Genomic DNA, 17215 nt, shown 5'->3' with positions numbered 1-17215 from the left:
TTACCCTTGCGCATCTTCAGCCGAAGACACGAATTTATAGCCTTTTCCCCAGACGGTCAGAATGCGTTCCGGCTCGGCCGGATTGGCTTCTATCTTGATGCGCAGCCGGTTGATATGGGTGTTCACCGTATGTTCATACCCTTCGTGCTCGTAGCCCCAGACCTGATTTAACAGGCTCAGGCGTGAGAACACTTTGCCGGGGTTTTTGGCAAAAAAGTACAGCAAATCAAACTCACGCGGCGTCAGTTCTACCGGCTGATGATTGAGCATCACTTCGCGCGCAATCGGGTCGATAACCAGCCCGGCAAAACTCAGCGTTCCGGCATCCATTTTCAGGTTGCGGCTCATCGCTTCCTGACGGCGGAACAGCGCTTTCACCCGCGCCACCAGTTCCAGCATGGAGAACGGTTTTGCCAGATAATCATCGGCTCCCAGTTCCAGCCCGAGCACGCGATGCACTTCGCTGGAACGGGCGCTGATAATGATGATGGGCGTGTAGCGCGTCATGTTGCGCGCGCGGCGGCAGATTTCCAGCCCGTCCATGCCGGGCAACATCAGATCCAGGATCAGCGCATCCCAGCCGCCTTTTTCCAGATGAGCGACGCCGAGATTGCCGTCCGCCGCATGTGTAATTTCATAACCTTCGTCACGCAGATGCAGGCTCAGCAGTTCCGCAATATCCCCGTCGTCTTCAACGATCAGGATTTTTTTCGTTTTATCCATTTTGTTATCCCACCGCGTGGCGTCCTCATATCGTTTGAGTCTACACAAGCAATGACCCTTGAGTTATCACATTTTATTTAACTTTGCGTGAGGTCTCGGGGAACAAATCCGCTCAATACTCGCTACATCACCGGGCAGATGGCGGAAACGCATCATGACAATTCACACAGAAATCCCTCAGGTCGCGGGGCAAAAACCGGCCACCGTTCATCCTTTATGGCTGCGTCTTGCGCACTGGCTGAATGCGCTGGCGGTGCTGATTATGGTGACCAGCGGCTGGCAGATTTATAACGCGTCGCCGCTGTTTGATTTTGATTTCCCTTCCACCGTCACCCTTGGCGGCTGGCTGGGCGGCGCAATCCAGTGGCATTTCGCCGGGATGTGGCTGTTCGGTTTTAACGGTCTGTTTTATCTGCTGATGAACATTCTGACCGGCCGGATGAAACGAAAATTCTGGCCGCTGACCCCGCGCGGCATTTTCAACGATTTGCGTGCGGCCCTGCGCGGCAAGCTGCAACACAACGATTTACGCCACTACAACATGGTGCAGCGCGCGGCGTATGTGTTCGTGATGTTCGACGGCATCGTGCTGGTGCTTTCCGGGCTGGTGGTGTGGAAATCGGTACAGTTTCCGTTACTGCGCGAACTGATGGGCGGTTACGACACCGCGCGCTACGTCCACTTTTTAGCGATGGCGTCGTTAGTCGGGTTTGTCGTGCTGCATTTAATCATGGTGGCGCTGGTGCCAAAAACGCTGATCGCCATGATCCGCGGACGTTAAGGGCTGAATATGAAGAACATCATCAAAAAAAGCATCGTTCAGATTTTCAGCACGTCGGACAGTGAAGCGATTGTGCAGGAAGCTAAAAAACAGATTATCCGCGAACTCGACGCGCCCTCGCGCCGACTGTTTTTGCAACGCGGGCTGACGCTCGGCGGCATTGCCATGCTGACCGGCTGCGACATCAGCGATAACGCCAGCGTGGAAACCGCACTGGGGAAAATTTCCGGCTTCAACGACCGCGTTCAGGGCTGGCTGTTTGGCTCAACGCGCCTTGCGCCGGTGTATGCCGAATCCATGATCACCCGCCCGTTTCCGTTTAATGCGTTTTACGCCGAAGACGATGCCCCGGAAGTTGACGGCCTGACCTATCGCCTGAAAATCGCCGGGCTGGCGCTGGATAAACGTGAATGGTCGTTGCCAACCCTCTACAAAATGGCGCAGGTCAGCCAGGTGACGCGGCATATCTGCGTGGAAGGCTGGAGCGCAATTGGCAAATGGGGCGGCGTGCCGTTTGGTGATTTTTTACGGCTGATTGGTGCCGACCTCACCGCGGAATACGTCAGTTTCAAATGTGCCGACGAGTATTACACCAGCATTGATATGGCAACAGCGCTGCATCCGCAGACGTTGCTGGCGCTGACCTATGACGGACAGATTTTACCGCGCAAATACGGTTTCCCGATGAAGCTCAGGATGCCGACCAAGCTCGGTTACAAGAACCCCAAACACATCGAAGTGATTGAAATTACCAATAAATTCACCGGTGGCTACTGGGAAGATCAGGGCTACAACTGGTTTGGTGGAAGTTAGAACACATGACGACGATCTCAATAAAACCCAACAGAGAAAAGGAATACCCCATGAAAAAGTTAACCGTAATGATGATGTCTGCCTGTCTGATGATGGGCGCAGTGAGCACCACCTACGCCGCTGACGCGATGATGAAAAAAGACAGCATGAGCCATATGTCCAAAGACTGCATGAAAAAGGACAGCATGAGCAAAGACTCGATGGCGAAAGACAGCATGGGCAAAGACTGTATGTCGAAAGACAAAATGTCCAAAGACGCAATGAAGAAAGACAGCATGTCGAAAGATGCCATGAAAAAAGATGCGATGAGCCAGTAATCCGAATGCATTTTTAAATTCAAAGGGTCATGCATTCTTTGTAAAAGCCGTCTGAGGGCGGCTTCTGCTTTCAACTCAAATATGAATTGTCATTTTAAATACAATGACCTTCAGATAAATCGCGAAAAACAAAAGCGCATGCAGTAATAACACCAAAAATGGACATTCAACTTCATCCGTTCCGGAGATATTATGAAACATGAAATCATAAAAGGAATTATAAAAGATGAATGTTATTTATATAGACCAGTCTGCTTTTCATCAGCAGGGATTAGCATCACTGATAAACGAATTAAACATTCATTGTTGCAGTGATATACGGGACATTGATAACATTCTCTCCCAAACCGAAATGTTCTTCCAGCCTCCATTATTTGTTATTTTCGACTTTCCCGCGCACTTTCTTACCGCACTCACCTGCGCAGAACGCCTGGCGGAGCTGAAGAGAAAGTTCGGCGTGAAGTTAATCCTTTTTTCTGACAAAAACAAAAAACCCTTTAATTTCAACAAAAACAGTATGCATGTAGACTTTTTTGTAGATAAGAAACTGCCTCCCGCAATCATCCTGAGCTTAATAAACAGAATCATTAAAAATGAAACAAAGACCCCCAGGCCTTTTGCCATTCATGCCCAAAATGAGTTAAATGAAAATGAGATAATCTTCTTACGTTGTTTATTTACAAAAGGTTCAATAGACGGCGTGGCAAGAGTGACCCGTAAAAAACCGAAAGCGCTCTACAGCTACCAGGCTAATTTGGTGAAGAAGCTCAATTTAAAAAACACACTTCATTTGTATAAATCTTTTATTCTCAACTGATAAGCCGCCCATTTTACTGAGTGGCTCATTTTGTCTGAAATGTATTATTGCGTCGTCGGGGTATAAATAATTCTGAGCGTTCCGCTATAGCGCCCCGCTGTTTTCGACGATAAGGTGAAAGACGGGGTGACTAATTCCATGGGAGCGGGAACACATAACACAGAATTTCTCTGGCCCGGTAAGACGACGCGTCGCAATATTCCTTTATTCGTCCCGCTCCAGACGATCTCACTGCCGTTTTGTACCACCTGCCGCCCTTTGGTCAGCGGGTTAACCACTTCAACGGAATAATCCAGACGATCTTGCGCCAGATTTTTATCCCCGCCCTTGCGATATACCGAGAACAACCCGGTGGCGCGGGAGGGCGCGGCGGAGCCTTCATCCTGAAGGATTAAACTCACCCGGTTGCTGTCCGAATTATTGCCATCGTACAAACACATATCCAGTGAGCGTCTGCCCGTTACATTCGTTGTGCCGCGCCCGCCGGGAAATATTTTCAGTCCCAAATCCACATTGGCGGCCGCATTACCAAACTCAGGCAGGTAGATCTGCTGGTTGCCGTAATCCGTGACGTTAAACGCCAGGGTAGCAATCCAGTCGGCTAACTTTGTCGCATTGGTACAACCGACGCTGACATTCTGGGAGTTACCGGTGCAGGTTGCTGGCCACTGCATCAGCGACATTTTCAGGGTCGCACTCCAGGTTCCGGCCGACGGAAATTTACTTAATTCAGCCGACGGCAGATAAGCAGAATAGTCCGTCCCGTCACCACGCGGCGTCACCGCCCCACCGAACGCATTCAGCGGCACCAGGTTGGAGGCCACCACCACGTTATTCAACGATCTGCGTTTGGTGAGGTAGATATTCAGCACAAGCGTCTGTTTTGTGGTGCTTTCGGTGAAAGTGACCGGCACAGGATAGGGAGCAGGCGTAGCTTCGAGCCAGACGGGGAATGTCGGGCAGGCACCATACTGATTGCTGGTGCGTGACTGACAAACCAGCGTATTTCGTCCCCATTTCGGCGCGTCATTCGTGTCATATCCCCCGTTTTCGTTCGTCCAGATCGGCAACTGCGCTGGCACAGACATCCGGTCGAACGTGACCGCCACGCTGGTGTTACGTCCCGATGGCGTAAGCGTTGCCGCCTGCACCTGAACGCCTGTCATCCACCCGACCAGCGCCAGCCCCGCGATAAATCTGAGTTGCATACAAAATCCTTATTGTTGTTCCTGCCGGAAAGACTGCTCACGTGCCAGAGGGACATCGTCAGCACGCCGCGTGGCGATCAGCATTTTTGCCTGCTGCTGAACGTTCTGCGGCACTGATGCAAGGCTGATCGTTTCGCAACCGGTATCTCCGACGTAGCGCACGACGTCGTGCGTGCTTTTTACCTTCATTTCACAGCGATACATCTGCATCCCGCGCGCCATGTATAAATCTTTCATGCGGTGATCGGTTTCAGCAGTAAATCCTCCCTGCCCTAAACTTGACCAGCTGACAACATTGAGCGGAATTGCGCCTTCAAGCGGCGTTTGCTGATTGACCATCAATCTGCCGAGATAGGTGTAACGCGAAACGATATTCACCTTGCCAACCAGCATCCGGCCCGGCGGGATAAACAGCGCGCGGCGTCCGGCACCCTGAGTAATTTCACTGCGCATACCGGCAGTTGATTCGATGGAATCATTAATGCTGATATGGCTTTGCGTGTAAGCCGGAACGCTGAATAATGTGCGGCCTGTGCCGTGCAGGCTGGCACTGCCTGCTCCGTCAACCGAGACATCCACACGGGTATCACGGCTGTCATCCGTACTCTCGACGTTCAGCCCCACCGCAGCCCCCGGTAAACCGTTGCCCCATTTTCCCCAGTACAGGCCCGATCGTGCCACGGCCAGTGAGGAGTTATAGCTGCCACTGCTGCTGAAACGCTGGCCGGACGAACCGGATGACGCCGAACTTACCGCCAGGCTGCCATTGCCGTATTCGCCGCCGGCTTTACCGTAAACCGAGGCATTCAGGGTGTTCTCCTGATTGCCGTTGAGATTCACACCGATTTCCTGCTGGTTCTGCGCATCGAAATACCAGTTCTGCGCCACGTTGTAGCCGAGCTGATTTTTATTGCTGCGATCTGACTGATACGTCATGCCCAGCGAGCTGTAGTTCGAGCGCGCATCAATCGTCGGCGTGCTGACGCGCGAAAGGGAAACGGACAAGAATCCCCCGTTATCACGTTTCATACCGGTACTGTTAGTTCGTGTAAAAAGGTTGCCGCTGGTGTTGATGTTGATTCCGTTGAAACTGAATCCGCGCCCGAGCCCGGCCTGCCATGTCGTGGTTTTCGTTTTGCTGTAAATATTGCGGCGGGTCCATACCGGCACGACATCGTTTTCATCGCGAAACGCCGGGATAACATTGCGGCCTTCATTCTCACTGGCACTGTAACCGGCGTTCACATACCAGCTTTTAACCGGCACGCTGAACATCAGGCTGCTGCTCTGGTAGCAACCGCTGAAACCATATTGCCCGCCATTGTTGCTGTAGCAATCCTGCGCAAACAGCGCACTGCGGTAGAAACTGAGAGAGAAACCGTCGTTATACGAAATCTGCTGAATATTGCCGCGTGAGCCTTCACTGCCTTTCAGATAGCTGAAGCGGGTGGCAAGAATGCCGTCGAGAAGTGCGTTGTCGAATCCATGGCTCCAGTCGAGGGCGCTTTCGACAAAATGGTTACGGTTCGTCATCGCGACACCGCCGGTCAGCGCGGTCTCCAGGTTCAGCGGGACTTTGATCCCCGCCTGAACTACGCGGCGATCGGCGCCATTTTGCGATTCCGCGCCGTTACTTTGCCCCTCCCGTCCGGGAATAGCGCCACCCTGTACAAACCACTCAACGTTTTGACTGGTGGAACTGCCTGTCCGGCTGAAAGGCACCTGTTCAGTGCGCGACAACTGATTGTCTTCATACACACGCAGCGTCACGGTGTAGCTGCCGTTAGGGAAAGCCGTGGTATCGAGGTTTTGCGTGCCCGCATTCAGGTAAAAAGTGCCCAGCAATTGCTGATCACGATAGGCATCAATGCGCGACGGGCGGGTAATGAATACTGTCACCGGCGTGCCCTGTGCGGCCTGAGTACTGTTCACCCAGGCCAGTGTGGAACCTACGCGCGCACCTTCGATGGTGCTGAGCGGTAACTGGCTTAGTGTGATGTTTCCGCCAGCGTTGCTGAAAATGTCCCGCGAATCCATGCGTCCGGCCTGAACGTAGTAGCGTTTGCCCAGGTCACGACGCAGAAAGGCGTTATTGAAACGAACTTCCTGATGATTCTGCTGACGGTATTTCTGCGCAAGGTAATCCCAGTCAACACCGGCATAGCTGTTTTGCGTCAAACCCAGTGCGCCCGCGCCTTGCAGGGATAACGTCTGGTCGCCGCTGTTAGTCACGAAATTGATATTTTGCTGATGAATAAATGCCGCTTCGGTTTCGGCGGTCTGTTCGTAATAGGGCGAGGCATTGCCTGCGGAAAGCGGAATAAATTCCGGGCCGAGGAACAGCGCGACTTTGGCATTATTCTCGTCATAGATAACGGCGACAGAATCTGTATCCAGATAGTCACATCCGGCCACCCCGCCGTTACTGCTGCAAGCCAGATTGCCGTTGCGCGCCAGAGGCTGACGGATCAGGCCGTCTAAGTGCTTTTCCTGCTGCGGGTTCTTCTGATAGTGCTGCATAACCGCACGGGCGACATCTTCAGGCTTCAGGAATGTCACGGTGTCCAGGGAAACGGTGGCTTCAAAAAGCCCGAGCGATTGTCCGTAGACAGAAAGATTGACCCACAGAGTCTGCCCGGTCACCAGCGATTCAAAACCCGGCGGGACCTGTGTCGCTGCGCGGACAGAAAGAGAGGGGATCAGGGTAATGAAAGAGGCTATTAATACAACGCGAATATTGACCTTCATTACAGCGTCCTGCTGAAAAGAATAATAAGGGGGCAGACTGCCCCCCGAAATAATCGATCAGTCAACTCAGGCAAATCAGCTTGATGTCGCCTGTGTGATCAGCAGGCTGACAACGCCGGAATAAGTGCCGGTCGCCAGAGGTGCAACGGTTGCCGGAGAGATTTTCAAAGGCAATACTGAAGAACCGTTCGTCGTACCCGCCGGGAATAATGAGGCATAAGTCAGGGTCGTTGAGGTCGTGGTGATCGGTTTAAGATCTGCACCCAGCGTCACTTTCAGCGGTACCGCAGTGCCGCTGACCGCTTCGTTTAACTGCGCAGCACTGACCAGCGCAACGTTAATGCTTGCGGTAGAAGAGTTAGACCAGATCCTGGTGTCCAGTGAATAGGTAGACAGACCACGGCCCGGGATATATTGCATATTAATCGTGCCAGGTAATGCGGTACCGTCCGCCTGCGTCATATCCACTGTGGCATCGACGTTGGCATTCACAGTAATATCTTTCTGCACAGCCTGTGCATTAAATGCAGCCGTTAATACTGTTGCGATGAAAAGAGGTTTAATTAATTTTTGCATTTGTAGCTCCATGAAAATCCATGTAATGGTCTTTAATGACCGTCTCGTCGGTAATGAACCGTCTCATAACAAACAGGTTGTTATTCCCTTAGAACATGCTGACTGTGTTTTCGATAGCGTACTCATTCAGGCTTTTCGAATTCTGATCAACATATTTAATTCTTATTTCATGTGCTGAATTTAATTGCGCAGGCGTCCACGATTTAAATGTCAGGGTTTCATCCGGGTATACCGTGGCATGTTCTTTTTTCCACTCACAACTACCGCTCATTTTTCCTTGCGGGCAGATCCCCACCTCACGGATAACAATGCGCACTGTGCCATTATTTTTTACTTCGCTGCCCGTTAACTGACGCAAAGATAATACCGGTGTTTTTGGCGGAATATGAACAAGCACGCCCCAGACTAAATTAATGCCGACCTGATTGGATATTTTATTATCCTGCCCGGATTTATCTTTCAGCTCATCAGGCGCACCGACAGCCTCGAAATAAACACGCCACGCAGTTTCCTTCTCCGGCGGTTGTAACGAGATCAACCGAATAATTCTCTGCGAACCCGAAGCCAGGGCGAATTTGTCCGGCGTGGCAATCAGCGACGGTGAAACCGCATCATTAACCGCTATTTCTTTTTCAAAAGGCGTCGCCGGACGCTCAATTTTCTTAATGCTGACTTTAATAAACTGCGCCTCACCGCTTTGAGATAAGGTCTGAATCTGCGCCGCGCCCTGATTATTTAGCGCCACTTCCATCGGATAGACGCTCATATTTGCACAGGCAGAATGGATGCCCAAAAAAGTCATGGGTATCAGTGAGAAACGCAGTATCCCGGCAATCTTTTTTTTATAAAATTGCCCAAGAGAAATGTTGTGTCGCAGGGACTGATGACGTGACTCATCCATGATAAATCCTTATAAATTCCATTAAAAAACGTGCCGGCGATTCCCTCTCCAGAGGGTTCTGCCTGTTAATCCGGACTTCTGAGCCCACGGGAATAACCTGGCGATAAGAAAATTCTCACATGGCGTTTGTTAAGTCACTGTCCATTTTTGTGGTTAATTTTTCCAGAGGGGATAACTCTAAAAAAACTCCCGTTAGAAAACCGACATAACCCGATGAAACCATTAATTAAAATCTTAAAAATAATAAAAATGCCATTACTTAAAAAAGTAATATCACCGGGCAAAATAAGATCAACTCTTATGCAAATTCGTTAATGCGGTGTTAGGATTATACTTAGCGAGGAAAATCAGACCTTTCAGCTTTTAACAAAAACACGCAATACCCCCGTCGCGATATAGCATTCTAAACTGTTTTTCAACACGACTTAAATTAACGCTAAGTAATAATTGCGATATTTTTTAATTTGTAATATGACATCGGGAAAAGTAAGAAACGAAATGAAGAGCAAACAAGAACTCAGGGATTTAATTTCTCATCGTGCAGAGGAGATTAAATCGCATAAGGATATAGAGTTAGTCATGCAGAAACATTACAAACTTATGTTTAAACTTTATCTGACTAAACCTCTCTACTTTAAGGTTATTTTCAAAGCCAATCGATTTATTATTGGAACCGCTGTCATGACCTATTTTTTCACGACAGAGAATCCTACTCTCCGACAAGTGAAAGACTTTTGTAAGACAACGGGATTAATCAGTGAAAATACCGTTGACTCTTTCCTGCTCTTTATTCGTGTGGGCGGGCGAATGGAAGTTAAAAAGGACCCGCTGGATAAACGAAAGCTGAACTATACGGTGACATCAAGAGCGCAGGATGAAACCCGCGCGCTCATTAATACCATGATGATCCCCTATGGCATGTTGTACCCGGATTTCGATGTTTCACGCTGCCTGAAGATGGAAAATTTCAATGCTGATTATTTTCGGAAGTATTCGGAAATCATCCTCAATCAGATCTATTTATTCGATATGGTCCCCGATTGTAAGGAGTTCATTTTCAGGGATGCCGGGCACATGATGCTGATGGATTTGTACATCGAAAGCATCCGTCAGCAGAATGCGGTAATCGAGTATAACTATCTGAAAGCTTCGCTAAAATGCGGGGTTTCCCGCTCACACATTAAACGATGTCTGAAAGCCGCAGAGGCCGGTGGTCTGCTGAGGCTCGACTCTGCCAATAACACGATCGTGTTGCATCTGACCTTCATGCAAATGGTGCTCAGCTATTTTTCCGTTTACATGGCGATGGTCGAGTATGGGCTTAGCGGTCTGCCAGATATGACACAACGCCCCTGCTGATTGCGTTGTTTTGTGCGGCCTCTCCGGGCCTCTGTGCGGGATAAAACCGGTGGCTTGAAAACTCACTCCCCAAAAATTGTGGTTCAGATCACACTTCAATTATGTTAACGTTAACACTTGTGATTAACATCATAAACTCGCCCTACAACATCTGTGAAAAACTAAAAGTTAACGTTAACAATGTGGTCTACACATTCTAATAATGAACGGACACACATATGAAGAACAGCAACCGAAGTCCTTACACATTGCTTAGCGGATTACTTTTTTGTTTTTTCTACACCTGGTCATCAGCCTTCTCGCTTATCTCACTCTGGTTAAGTCAGAAGATTGGTCTGCGGGGTGCTGACACCGGATTATTATTTTCTGCCATCGCCCTGACGGCGCTGTGCGCTCAGCCGTTGTACGGTTTTATTCAGGATAAGCTGGGGTTACGCAAAAACCTGCTCTGGGCCATTGGTTTTTTGTTGCTGCTCAGTGGCCCCTTTTTCATCTTTATTTTTGCCCCGCTGTTACAGGCCAATATTTTAGCGGGTGCGTTGGCCGGCGGGCTTTATGTCGGCGCCACTTTTTTTGCCGGAATTGGGGCGCTGGAGTCGTACACCGAACGTGTAAGCCGCATTTTAGGCTTCGAGTTTGGCAAAGCCAGAATGTGGGGATCGCTGGGCTGGGCGGCTGCAACGTTCTTTTCCGGAATGCTCTTTAACATCAATCCAAATCTTAATTTCTGGATGGGCTCCTGTTCCGCGCTGATATTCCTGTTGTTATTGTGGGGATTACGCGAAGTCAAAACCGATGCTCTGAGCCAGCTCGAGTACGGCAAACCGGGTAATTTGCACCTGTCCGACGCCATTGACCTGTTCCGCCAGCCCCGCTTTTGGGCGCTGATTGTGTTTGTCACCGGCGTCAGCGTTTATAACGTGTATGACCAGCAATTCCCGGTGTACTTCGCGTCACTTTTCCCGGACGTCAGAAACGGCAACGAGATGTACGGCTTCCTGAATTCCTTCCAGGTATTTCTGGAAGCGGGCGGGATGTTCCTTGCACCGTTTGTGGTCAATAAGATTGGCGCTAAAAACGGCTTGTTGCTGAGCGGTCTGATTATGGCTCTGCGCGTCTTTGGTTCCGGACTGGCCGCCGATGCGGTCACGATTTCGTGCATGAAACTCCTGCACGCGGTGGAATTACCCATTCTACTGATCGCCATGTTTAAGTACATCACCACGCGCTTTGACCCTCGCCTTTCTGCCACGCTTTATCTCGTGGGTTTTCAGTTCATTACGCAGGTCTGCGCCAGTGTATTTTCACCGCTGGCGGGCAAAGGCTATGACGTGATCGGCTTCGCCGACACCTACATGATTTTGGGCACGCTGGTACTTTCCCTCACTCTGATTTCCGCTTTCCTTCTCACCGGTGATAAGAGCCGGACTCCCTGTTCAATGGACTTTAAAAAGGGCGAAAACGTATGAAACAGCGACTTGAACGTGCTGAGCACGCTTTGCAGGATGCGGCAGAAAAACGCGGCGATGCATTCTACCCACTCTTCCACCTTGCCCCACCGGCTGGCTGGATGAACGACCCGAACGGTCTGATTTTTCATCAGGGCCTGTACCACGCTTTTTATCAGCACCACCCGTTCAGTGAAAACTGGGGGCCAATGCACTGGGGGCACGCCGTCAGCAAGGACATGGTGAACTGGCAACATCTCCCGGTTGCGCTGGCGCCGGGCGACGATGATGACCGCGATGGTTGCTTTTCCGGCAGCGCCGTGGATGACAACGGCATACTCAGCCTGATTTACACCGGCCATGTCTGGCTCAATGGTGAAGGCAATGACAGTGCCATCCGCGAAGTGCAATGCCTGGCCACCAGCGAGGACGGCATTCATTTCACCAAACAGGGCGTGGTGCTCGCCCCGCCGGATAACATCATGCATTTTCGTGACCCGAAAGTCTGGCGTGAAAACGGTTGCTGGTGGATGGTGATCGGCGCGCGCGATGACAGCGACTGCGGGCAGGTACTGCTCTATAAAGGCAAGAGCCTGCAACAGTGGGAACTGGATCGCGTACTGGCCAAAGCGGACAGCCATACCGGCTATATGTGGGAATGCCCGGATTTCTTTCCGCTCGGCGATGAACATATTCTGATGTGTTCTCCGCAAGGGATCAAAGCGCAAGGCTATGATTATCAGAATTTATTCCAGAGCGGATGCCTGCGCGGATCGTGGAAACCGGGCCAGGACTTCATGATTACGGAAGGCTTTGCCGAGCTGGATCATGGCCATGATTTCTACGCGCCGCAGTCATTTACGGCGGCCGACGGACGGCGGATTGTTATCGCATGGATGGACATGTGGGAATCCGTGATGCCGTCAAAAGCAGAAGGCTGGGCGGGCTGTATGACATTGCCCCGTGAACTGACGCTGCGTGATGGCAAAGTGCGCATGATGCCGGTGGAAGAAGTTCGGACGCTGCGCCGTGAACATTATCCGGTCACCCCTTGCGTGCTCAGAAACGACGTACGCCCTCTGATGGAAGACGCACAGACCGGGGAGATCATCATGCAATGGGATCTGGCCGCGTCAGATGCGGAAAGCTTCGGGATAAAACTCGGCGAAGGCGTATCCTTTTTTGTGGATACACAGGCGCAAAGACTCTGTCTGGAAAGGGACTTCCCGATGCACGGGATCAAAGACGCCCGCAGCACCGCACTGCCTCCGGGTAAGCTTCTGGATTTACGCATTTTCATCGACCGTTCGTCGGTGGAAGTTTTCGTCAATCAGGGAGACGCGACGTTCAGCAGCAGAATTTATCCACAACCCGGCCAGCGCGCCCTCTCCGTTTTTGCTACATACGGTAAAGCAACCTTAGTTCAGGGTGACTTCTGGACGCTGAGCGCAGGTTGATTATGCGGAAATTGTAGAAAGAAAAGACGTTATAAAGACTCGCGCTCCAGTACAGGGGAATCGATTTTTATCAATCCCTGATTGGGGCGCTGTTCGATCAGATGCAACACCGCCTCGCGGCCAATTTCGCGGTGAGGCAGCTGAACGGTGGTCAGCGGCGGGATAAATAAATCGCCGATACCGACCATATTGTCGTATCCCAGCACGGCAACCTGCTGCGGGATCTGAATCCCCTTCGCCAGCAAGACCTGATAAGCCAGAAAAGCAATGCGGTCATTGCCGCAAATCAGCACGTCAAAGTCAGGTTTGCCGTCGGGCGCAAATCTTTCCAGAATCTGCACAATGTCACGGTAATGTTCATCACCGGGTTCCATATGGAACTGGCGAAGTTGTGCCGCCGGCATTCCGGCTTCGCGCCAGGCCTGCTCTGCACCAGCGCGACGGCGGATCCCGGCGGGAATGGATTCCGGTAAATAAAAGCACAAAGGATGCCGGTATCCCTTTTGCAAAAGCAATTTCATGGCCTGATACTGCCCGCCAAAATCGTCAGGGATGTAACCCGGAAGTTCATGATCAGGGCTGATGCAGTTGGCCAGTACAAGATTTTTACCGATAAGGCGCGGCGGAATTTTCACTTCACGCAGCCCCATGGTGGTGTAAATGATGCCATCCGGGCGTTGAGAAAGGAGCTGGCTCACCGCCCGCTCGCTGTCGGCCTGCGAGGTAATGCTGACAAGAAAACTGCTCCAGCCAAATTCGCGTGCGGTGAGTTCAACAGACAGAAGAAGCTCGACGGAGAATGGCGTGGTTGCCGTGTCCAGCGCCAGCACGCCAAGCGTGGATATTTTGCTGCTTTTGCCGCGCATTTTTCGCGCGGAGAAATCGGGCACATAATTAAGTGCATCGATAGCTTCCCGCACCCGTGCCAGCGTCTCCGGCTTGAGTCGTTGCGGCTCGTTAATGGCGCGCGACACCGTCATCAGCGAAACTGAGGCCCGTTGGGCCACTTCTTTCAGAGAAGCCATAATTCTCCAGCTCATAATATTTCTATGTGCAGATCCTACACAAAAACAGGGCCGCTGCGCACTTAAAAAACCCTTCTATTGAGAGGTAAGAACATATTTAACTGAAAACATGTCCGGATATTGTTCGACTATCAGCCAGAACAGTTGAACCACTGAATACCTGAATGGGTTGTGATATATTACTGAATTATAAGTGGAGGGGGTTAACCTAATGGAATATTATCTTTTAGTCTTGGCAAAATTCGTCCTTGGTTTTTTGATCGTCATTTCACACCTGAATTTCTCAGGAAAAACACAGCTCTCTCAGATGACACCCGTCGATTTTATCGGCAACTTCGTTCTGGGTGGAATTATCGGCGGCGTCATTTACAACGATGTTATCCCGCTATACCAGTATATTATCGTGCTTATTATCGGCGTTATGCTGATATCTTTGCTAAATGCCGTCAGCAAGAGATTTTTTATCTTTCGTTCATTTGCGATTGGTAATCCCATCCCTATTATCAAGGATGGGAAGTTTATTATGGAAAACATACTAAAACGAAAAAACAAGATTGATATCCTGAACGTCGCGTCCCAGTTGCATGCGCAGGGCATTCACTCTTTTCAGAACCTGAAATATGCCCAAATCGAACCGGGCGGCCAGATCACCGCGGTCTGCGAAGGCGCGGACATGCCGTCGGTGATCCTGATTAAAGATGGCAGGATCAGATACTCAGAGCTGGACGCTATTCAGAAAGATGAACAATGGCTGCATGAAAAAATCACTTCACTGGGCGTGACGCAGATCAGCGAAATCTTCCTCGCCGAGTTCTGGCAGGGAGAAATGACGCTGGTGATGTCCGACGGGAAAGTGTGCAGGTAGTGGCTGACCAGGATAATTTTAAGCGATGCTGCTTAGGTCGGCTTTTTTTTACGTTGGCAGATGAGATTTAAGGTCCGCTTCACATAGCGGACCTTGCGCTGCTTGCTTTTGCCTTGAGCATGTCATGAAGAGTAAGATATTAATGAATCGTAGACAGTAACGTTTCTAATGATTACATAGTGACGAAAGCTTAGTGAATGAAAGCCCTTCTTAATAAGTGATACATGATTATCTTTTGCGCAACAGTTCTATTTGCACCAGCAGACGCTTAAAACGGAATGATTGCTATCGATTATCGTCCGACCTGCGGGAAACTTCACTACTCTGAGCCATGTTAACTAACCATCAGAACTGCCAGTAAATATGAAATCAGCGTGCAGGACAGCTGCGAGCTTTCGCTCTTCGCTCTCAACAGACCTTCAGCGTCATTTGTTTGCCTGCTTTGTGCCAGGAGCAGTCGTTGCTAACTTTGGCCCATATTCATCAATGGGCGCAGGTCAATCTATGCGCTAATTGTTTTGCGCTTAAGGTCTGAAGAATAGTGCCGATAGTAAAATTAAGTACTTTTGCTTTAAGGAAGCAAGGTTTGAAAGATTATTCAAAATACTCAAAAGCGTTAGGGATGGCTAAGTTCTATGTTTATGCATTTTATGACATTGAAGATGCAGCTAAAAAGCCATTTTATATAGGCAAAGGCAAGTCAGAACGCTGCCTTGATCATATAAAGTATAATGATGGCTCTCCGAAATCAGAACGAATTAATCATCTGTTAAAAACAGGAAATCTGGGTATCGACATACTACGCCATGGCATGGATGAGGCAACCGCGAAGCTTGTTGAAGCAACATGTATTGATCTCTTAGGTGTTGGAGAACTGACCAACAAAGTACGAGGGAGCAGCTCCCTTATGGGGCGAATCACGCTGGATGAGCTCAACCATCTCCTTCTTAAGCAAGAGACTGAGATCGCACCTGAACATGCTGGGCTTGCCTTTTTGCTAAACAGCACCTACAAGTCTGGCATGAGTGCACTTGCATTATATGAAGCTACACGTGGCGTCTGGGCAAAAGTACCAAAAGATGAAAACCTACAATTTGCATACGCTACCTACGGCGGTTTGGTGATGGAAGTTTACGAGATACAGTGCTGGTTAAAGGCAGGCTCTCAGCAGTACTTTACCCGGGAACTGGTTATCCCCCCTGAAACCAACCGTTCAGAGTTTGTTGGACGAATCGCATCACCAGAAATCAGAGAATTATACGTAGGCAAGCTAATCAAAAAATCGCGTAGTCATGGTAGCCCTTTCGTAAAGGTCGGGCTGGCGCAATAAACTGACCAGCTTCCCGTTGATTGATACACCTCAATGCGAGTCATGTTGTCGAGGCTACCAACGTCCGCTCCTCGCTCAAAGCTGCCAGTCAGTTCCTTTGATTTCCTGAAGATGTTTCAGCCGCCGTTCTGCATGCCGGGTCAGAAAACGCAGTGTGTCCAGGGCGGCGCGGATTTAACTGTAATGGCTCTGATTTTCCTGAAAGTGGTTCGGTTTAGTTGCGTCAGGGCTGTATCTAGGCAGGCGTTCCTGAAAAGTGGTTCACTGGATAGAATATGCGGTCTATCCAGGACGTGACTGTATTAACGCGCTGGGTCTCTGAGGCATAGATGGTGCGTGACTTTTTCTATGCCAGTTAAAGCAACAAAGCCAGCTCGTTCATAGAAGGTGAATGCCGATGGAGGAGCGTTTGTGTTGATAAAATCAAACCAGTGGACAGAATCCTTAAGTATCTCCCTGAGCAGGGCGCTGCCAACCTGCCTTTTTCTCCATACTGAGTCTACATAGAGATGTCGCAGACGTCCGATGCCAGTTTTTAGCGTAAATGGATCAACGTTGAGTCCACAAACGCCAACGATCAATCCATCTACAGAAGCCCCAATTAGTTTTTCTCCGGGTCTGTCAAAGCGGTTCTGTCCGCTAAGCCAGTTATCTTCCAGTCGGCGTAACATGTTAAATCCTTCAGCCATGCTCTGCGATTTTAACTCAGCAAATCCTGGGCTGTCCGGGGTGACGTTTATGAGTTGGATATCCATGATTCTCCCAGTGATTTCAATCTGCATAATCTGAACAGAATTACGGTTGTGTCCAGTATGACAATGGCACTCTCACACTTCTAATGCCATCA

At 50.0% G+C, this 17215-nt stretch carries 16 protein-coding genes; 9 read left to right on the top strand and 7 right to left on the bottom strand.

Annotated features, from left to right (window positions below):
• Nucleotides 1–723 carry a response regulator transcription factor gene (locus GW579_RS16080; RefSeq protein ID WP_165060134.1) on the bottom strand — a complete coding sequence of 241 codons (723 nt, stop codon included), beginning with the start codon at nt 721–723 and terminating at the stop codon, nt 1–3.
• 154 nt (nt 724–877) lie between these two features.
• Between GW579_RS16080 and GW579_RS16075 the strand changes: the two genes are divergently transcribed.
• From GW579_RS16075 to GW579_RS16060, 4 genes are all read left to right on the top strand, one after another.
• The gene (locus GW579_RS16075) at nt 878–1504 is read left to right on the top strand and encodes a cytochrome b/b6 domain-containing protein (RefSeq protein ID WP_165060132.1); all 627 of its coding nucleotides are present in this window, start codon (nt 878–880) and stop codon (nt 1502–1504) included.
• A gap of 9 nt (nt 1505–1513) precedes the next feature.
• Nucleotides 1514–2317: a molybdopterin-dependent oxidoreductase gene (locus tag GW579_RS16070; protein WP_165060130.1), complete on the top strand. Its 804-nt coding sequence runs from the start codon at nt 1514–1516 to the stop codon at nt 2315–2317.
• Nucleotides 2318–2367: 50 nt separating this feature from the next.
• On the top strand, nt 2368–2634 hold the full coding sequence (locus GW579_RS16065; protein WP_165060128.1) for a pentapeptide MXKDX repeat protein: 267 nt from the start codon (nt 2368–2370) through the stop codon (nt 2632–2634).
• A 226-nt stretch (nt 2635–2860) separates the two neighbouring features.
• The gene (locus tag GW579_RS16060) at nt 2861–3451 is read left to right on the top strand and encodes a LuxR family transcriptional regulator (protein WP_165060126.1); all 591 of its coding nucleotides are present in this window, start codon (nt 2861–2863) and stop codon (nt 3449–3451) included.
• A gap of 44 nt (nt 3452–3495) precedes the next feature.
• Here GW579_RS16060 and GW579_RS16055 read toward each other — a convergent pair whose 3' ends face one another.
• From GW579_RS16055 to GW579_RS16040, 4 genes are all read right to left on the bottom strand, one after another.
• Nucleotides 3496–4659, bottom strand: coding sequence for a CfaE/CblD family pilus tip adhesin (locus GW579_RS16055; RefSeq protein ID WP_165060125.1), 1164 nt, complete (start codon nt 4657–4659; stop codon nt 3496–3498).
• A 9-nt stretch (nt 4660–4668) separates the two neighbouring features.
• Nucleotides 4669–7407, bottom strand: a complete 2739-nt coding sequence (locus tag GW579_RS16050; RefSeq protein WP_165060123.1) for a TcfC E-set like domain-containing protein — start codon at nt 7405–7407, stop codon at nt 4669–4671.
• A gap of 75 nt (nt 7408–7482) precedes the next feature.
• Nucleotides 7483–7983 carry a CS1 type fimbrial major subunit gene (locus tag GW579_RS16045; protein ID WP_165060121.1) on the bottom strand — a complete coding sequence of 167 codons (501 nt, stop codon included), beginning with the start codon at nt 7981–7983 and terminating at the stop codon, nt 7483–7485.
• An 88-nt stretch (nt 7984–8071) separates the two neighbouring features.
• A complete protein-coding gene (locus tag GW579_RS16040) occupies nt 8072–8884 on the bottom strand; it encodes a fimbrial protein (RefSeq protein ID WP_165060119.1) in 813 nt (270 codons plus the stop codon).
• A 498-nt stretch (nt 8885–9382) separates the two neighbouring features.
• Here GW579_RS16040 and GW579_RS16035 point away from each other — a divergent pair, with 498 nt between their 5' ends.
• From GW579_RS16035 to GW579_RS16025, 3 genes are all read left to right on the top strand, one after another.
• The gene (locus GW579_RS16035) at nt 9383–10243 is read left to right on the top strand and encodes a hypothetical protein (protein WP_152326601.1); all 861 of its coding nucleotides are present in this window, start codon (nt 9383–9385) and stop codon (nt 10241–10243) included.
• 218 nt (nt 10244–10461) lie between these two features.
• On the top strand, nt 10462–11712 hold the full coding sequence (locus tag GW579_RS16030; protein WP_165060117.1) for an MFS transporter: 1251 nt from the start codon (nt 10462–10464) through the stop codon (nt 11710–11712).
• Nucleotides 11709–13148: a glycoside hydrolase family 32 protein gene (locus GW579_RS16025; protein WP_165060115.1), complete on the top strand. Its 1440-nt coding sequence runs from the start codon at nt 11709–11711 to the stop codon at nt 13146–13148. The genes GW579_RS16030 and GW579_RS16025 overlap by 4 nt, the downstream gene beginning before the upstream one ends.
• A 29-nt stretch (nt 13149–13177) precedes the next feature.
• Here the strand turns inward: GW579_RS16025 and GW579_RS16020 are convergent, their stop codons facing one another.
• Nucleotides 13178–14173 (bottom strand): LacI family DNA-binding transcriptional regulator, encoded by a 996-nt coding sequence (locus GW579_RS16020; RefSeq protein WP_165060566.1) that lies wholly within the window; start codon nt 14171–14173, stop codon nt 13178–13180.
• 211 nt (nt 14174–14384) lie between these two features.
• Here GW579_RS16020 and GW579_RS16015 point away from each other — a divergent pair, with 211 nt between their 5' ends.
• The gene (locus GW579_RS16015) at nt 14385–15038 is read left to right on the top strand and encodes a DUF421 domain-containing protein (RefSeq protein ID WP_165060563.1); all 654 of its coding nucleotides are present in this window, start codon (nt 14385–14387) and stop codon (nt 15036–15038) included.
• A 586-nt stretch (nt 15039–15624) separates the two neighbouring features.
• The gene (locus tag GW579_RS16010) at nt 15625–16368 is read left to right on the top strand and encodes an LEM-3-like GIY-YIG domain-containing protein (RefSeq protein ID WP_165060113.1); all 744 of its coding nucleotides are present in this window, start codon (nt 15625–15627) and stop codon (nt 16366–16368) included.
• A 302-nt stretch (nt 16369–16670) separates the two neighbouring features.
• Here the strand turns inward: GW579_RS16010 and GW579_RS16005 are convergent, their stop codons facing one another.
• The gene (locus GW579_RS16005) at nt 16671–17123 is read right to left on the bottom strand and encodes a GNAT family N-acetyltransferase (RefSeq protein WP_165060110.1); all 453 of its coding nucleotides are present in this window, start codon (nt 17121–17123) and stop codon (nt 16671–16673) included.
• Nucleotides 17124–17215 lie beyond the last annotated feature (92 nt).

The organism is Rahnella contaminans (genome assembly GCF_011065485.1).
Classification (GTDB): domain Bacteria; phylum Pseudomonadota; class Gammaproteobacteria; order Enterobacterales; family Enterobacteriaceae; genus Rahnella; species Rahnella contaminans.
The sequence above is the reverse complement of the archived record's forward strand: the minus strand, read 5'-3'. Positions and strand labels throughout refer to the sequence as shown.

What these genes read in the sequence shown, in the direction of transcription:
- GW579_RS16080 (WP_165060134.1), bottom strand. Translation starts at nt 723, where the DNA reads ATGGATAAAACGAAAAAAATCCTGATCGTTGAAGACGACGGGGATATT.
- GW579_RS16075 (WP_165060132.1), top strand. Translation starts at nt 878, where the DNA reads ATGACAATTCACACAGAAATCCCTCAGGTCGCGGGGCAAAAACCGGCC.
- GW579_RS16070 (WP_165060130.1), top strand. Translation starts at nt 1,514, where the DNA reads ATGAAGAACATCATCAAAAAAAGCATCGTTCAGATTTTCAGCACGTCG.
- GW579_RS16065 (WP_165060128.1), top strand. Translation starts at nt 2,368, where the DNA reads ATGAAAAAGTTAACCGTAATGATGATGTCTGCCTGTCTGATGATGGGC.
- GW579_RS16060 (WP_165060126.1), top strand. Translation starts at nt 2,861, where the DNA reads ATGAATGTTATTTATATAGACCAGTCTGCTTTTCATCAGCAGGGATTA.
- GW579_RS16055 (WP_165060125.1), bottom strand. Translation starts at nt 4,659, where the DNA reads ATGCAACTCAGATTTATCGCGGGGCTGGCGCTGGTCGGGTGGATGACA.
- GW579_RS16050 (WP_165060123.1), bottom strand. Translation starts at nt 7,407, where the DNA reads ATGAAGGTCAATATTCGCGTTGTATTAATAGCCTCTTTCATTACCCTG.
- GW579_RS16045 (WP_165060121.1), bottom strand. Translation starts at nt 7,983, where the DNA reads ATGCAAAAATTAATTAAACCTCTTTTCATCGCAACAGTATTAACGGCT.
- GW579_RS16040 (WP_165060119.1), bottom strand. Translation starts at nt 8,884, where the DNA reads ATGGATGAGTCACGTCATCAGTCCCTGCGACACAACATTTCTCTTGGG.
- GW579_RS16035 (WP_152326601.1), top strand. Translation starts at nt 9,383, where the DNA reads ATGAAGAGCAAACAAGAACTCAGGGATTTAATTTCTCATCGTGCAGAG.
- GW579_RS16030 (WP_165060117.1), top strand. Translation starts at nt 10,462, where the DNA reads ATGAAGAACAGCAACCGAAGTCCTTACACATTGCTTAGCGGATTACTT.
- GW579_RS16025 (WP_165060115.1), top strand. Translation starts at nt 11,709, where the DNA reads ATGAAACAGCGACTTGAACGTGCTGAGCACGCTTTGCAGGATGCGGCA.
- GW579_RS16020 (WP_165060566.1), bottom strand. Translation starts at nt 14,173, where the DNA reads ATGGCTTCTCTGAAAGAAGTGGCCCAACGGGCCTCAGTTTCGCTGATG.
- GW579_RS16015 (WP_165060563.1), top strand. Translation starts at nt 14,385, where the DNA reads ATGGAATATTATCTTTTAGTCTTGGCAAAATTCGTCCTTGGTTTTTTG.
- GW579_RS16005 (WP_165060110.1), bottom strand. Translation starts at nt 17,123, where the DNA reads ATGGATATCCAACTCATAAACGTCACCCCGGACAGCCCAGGATTTGCT.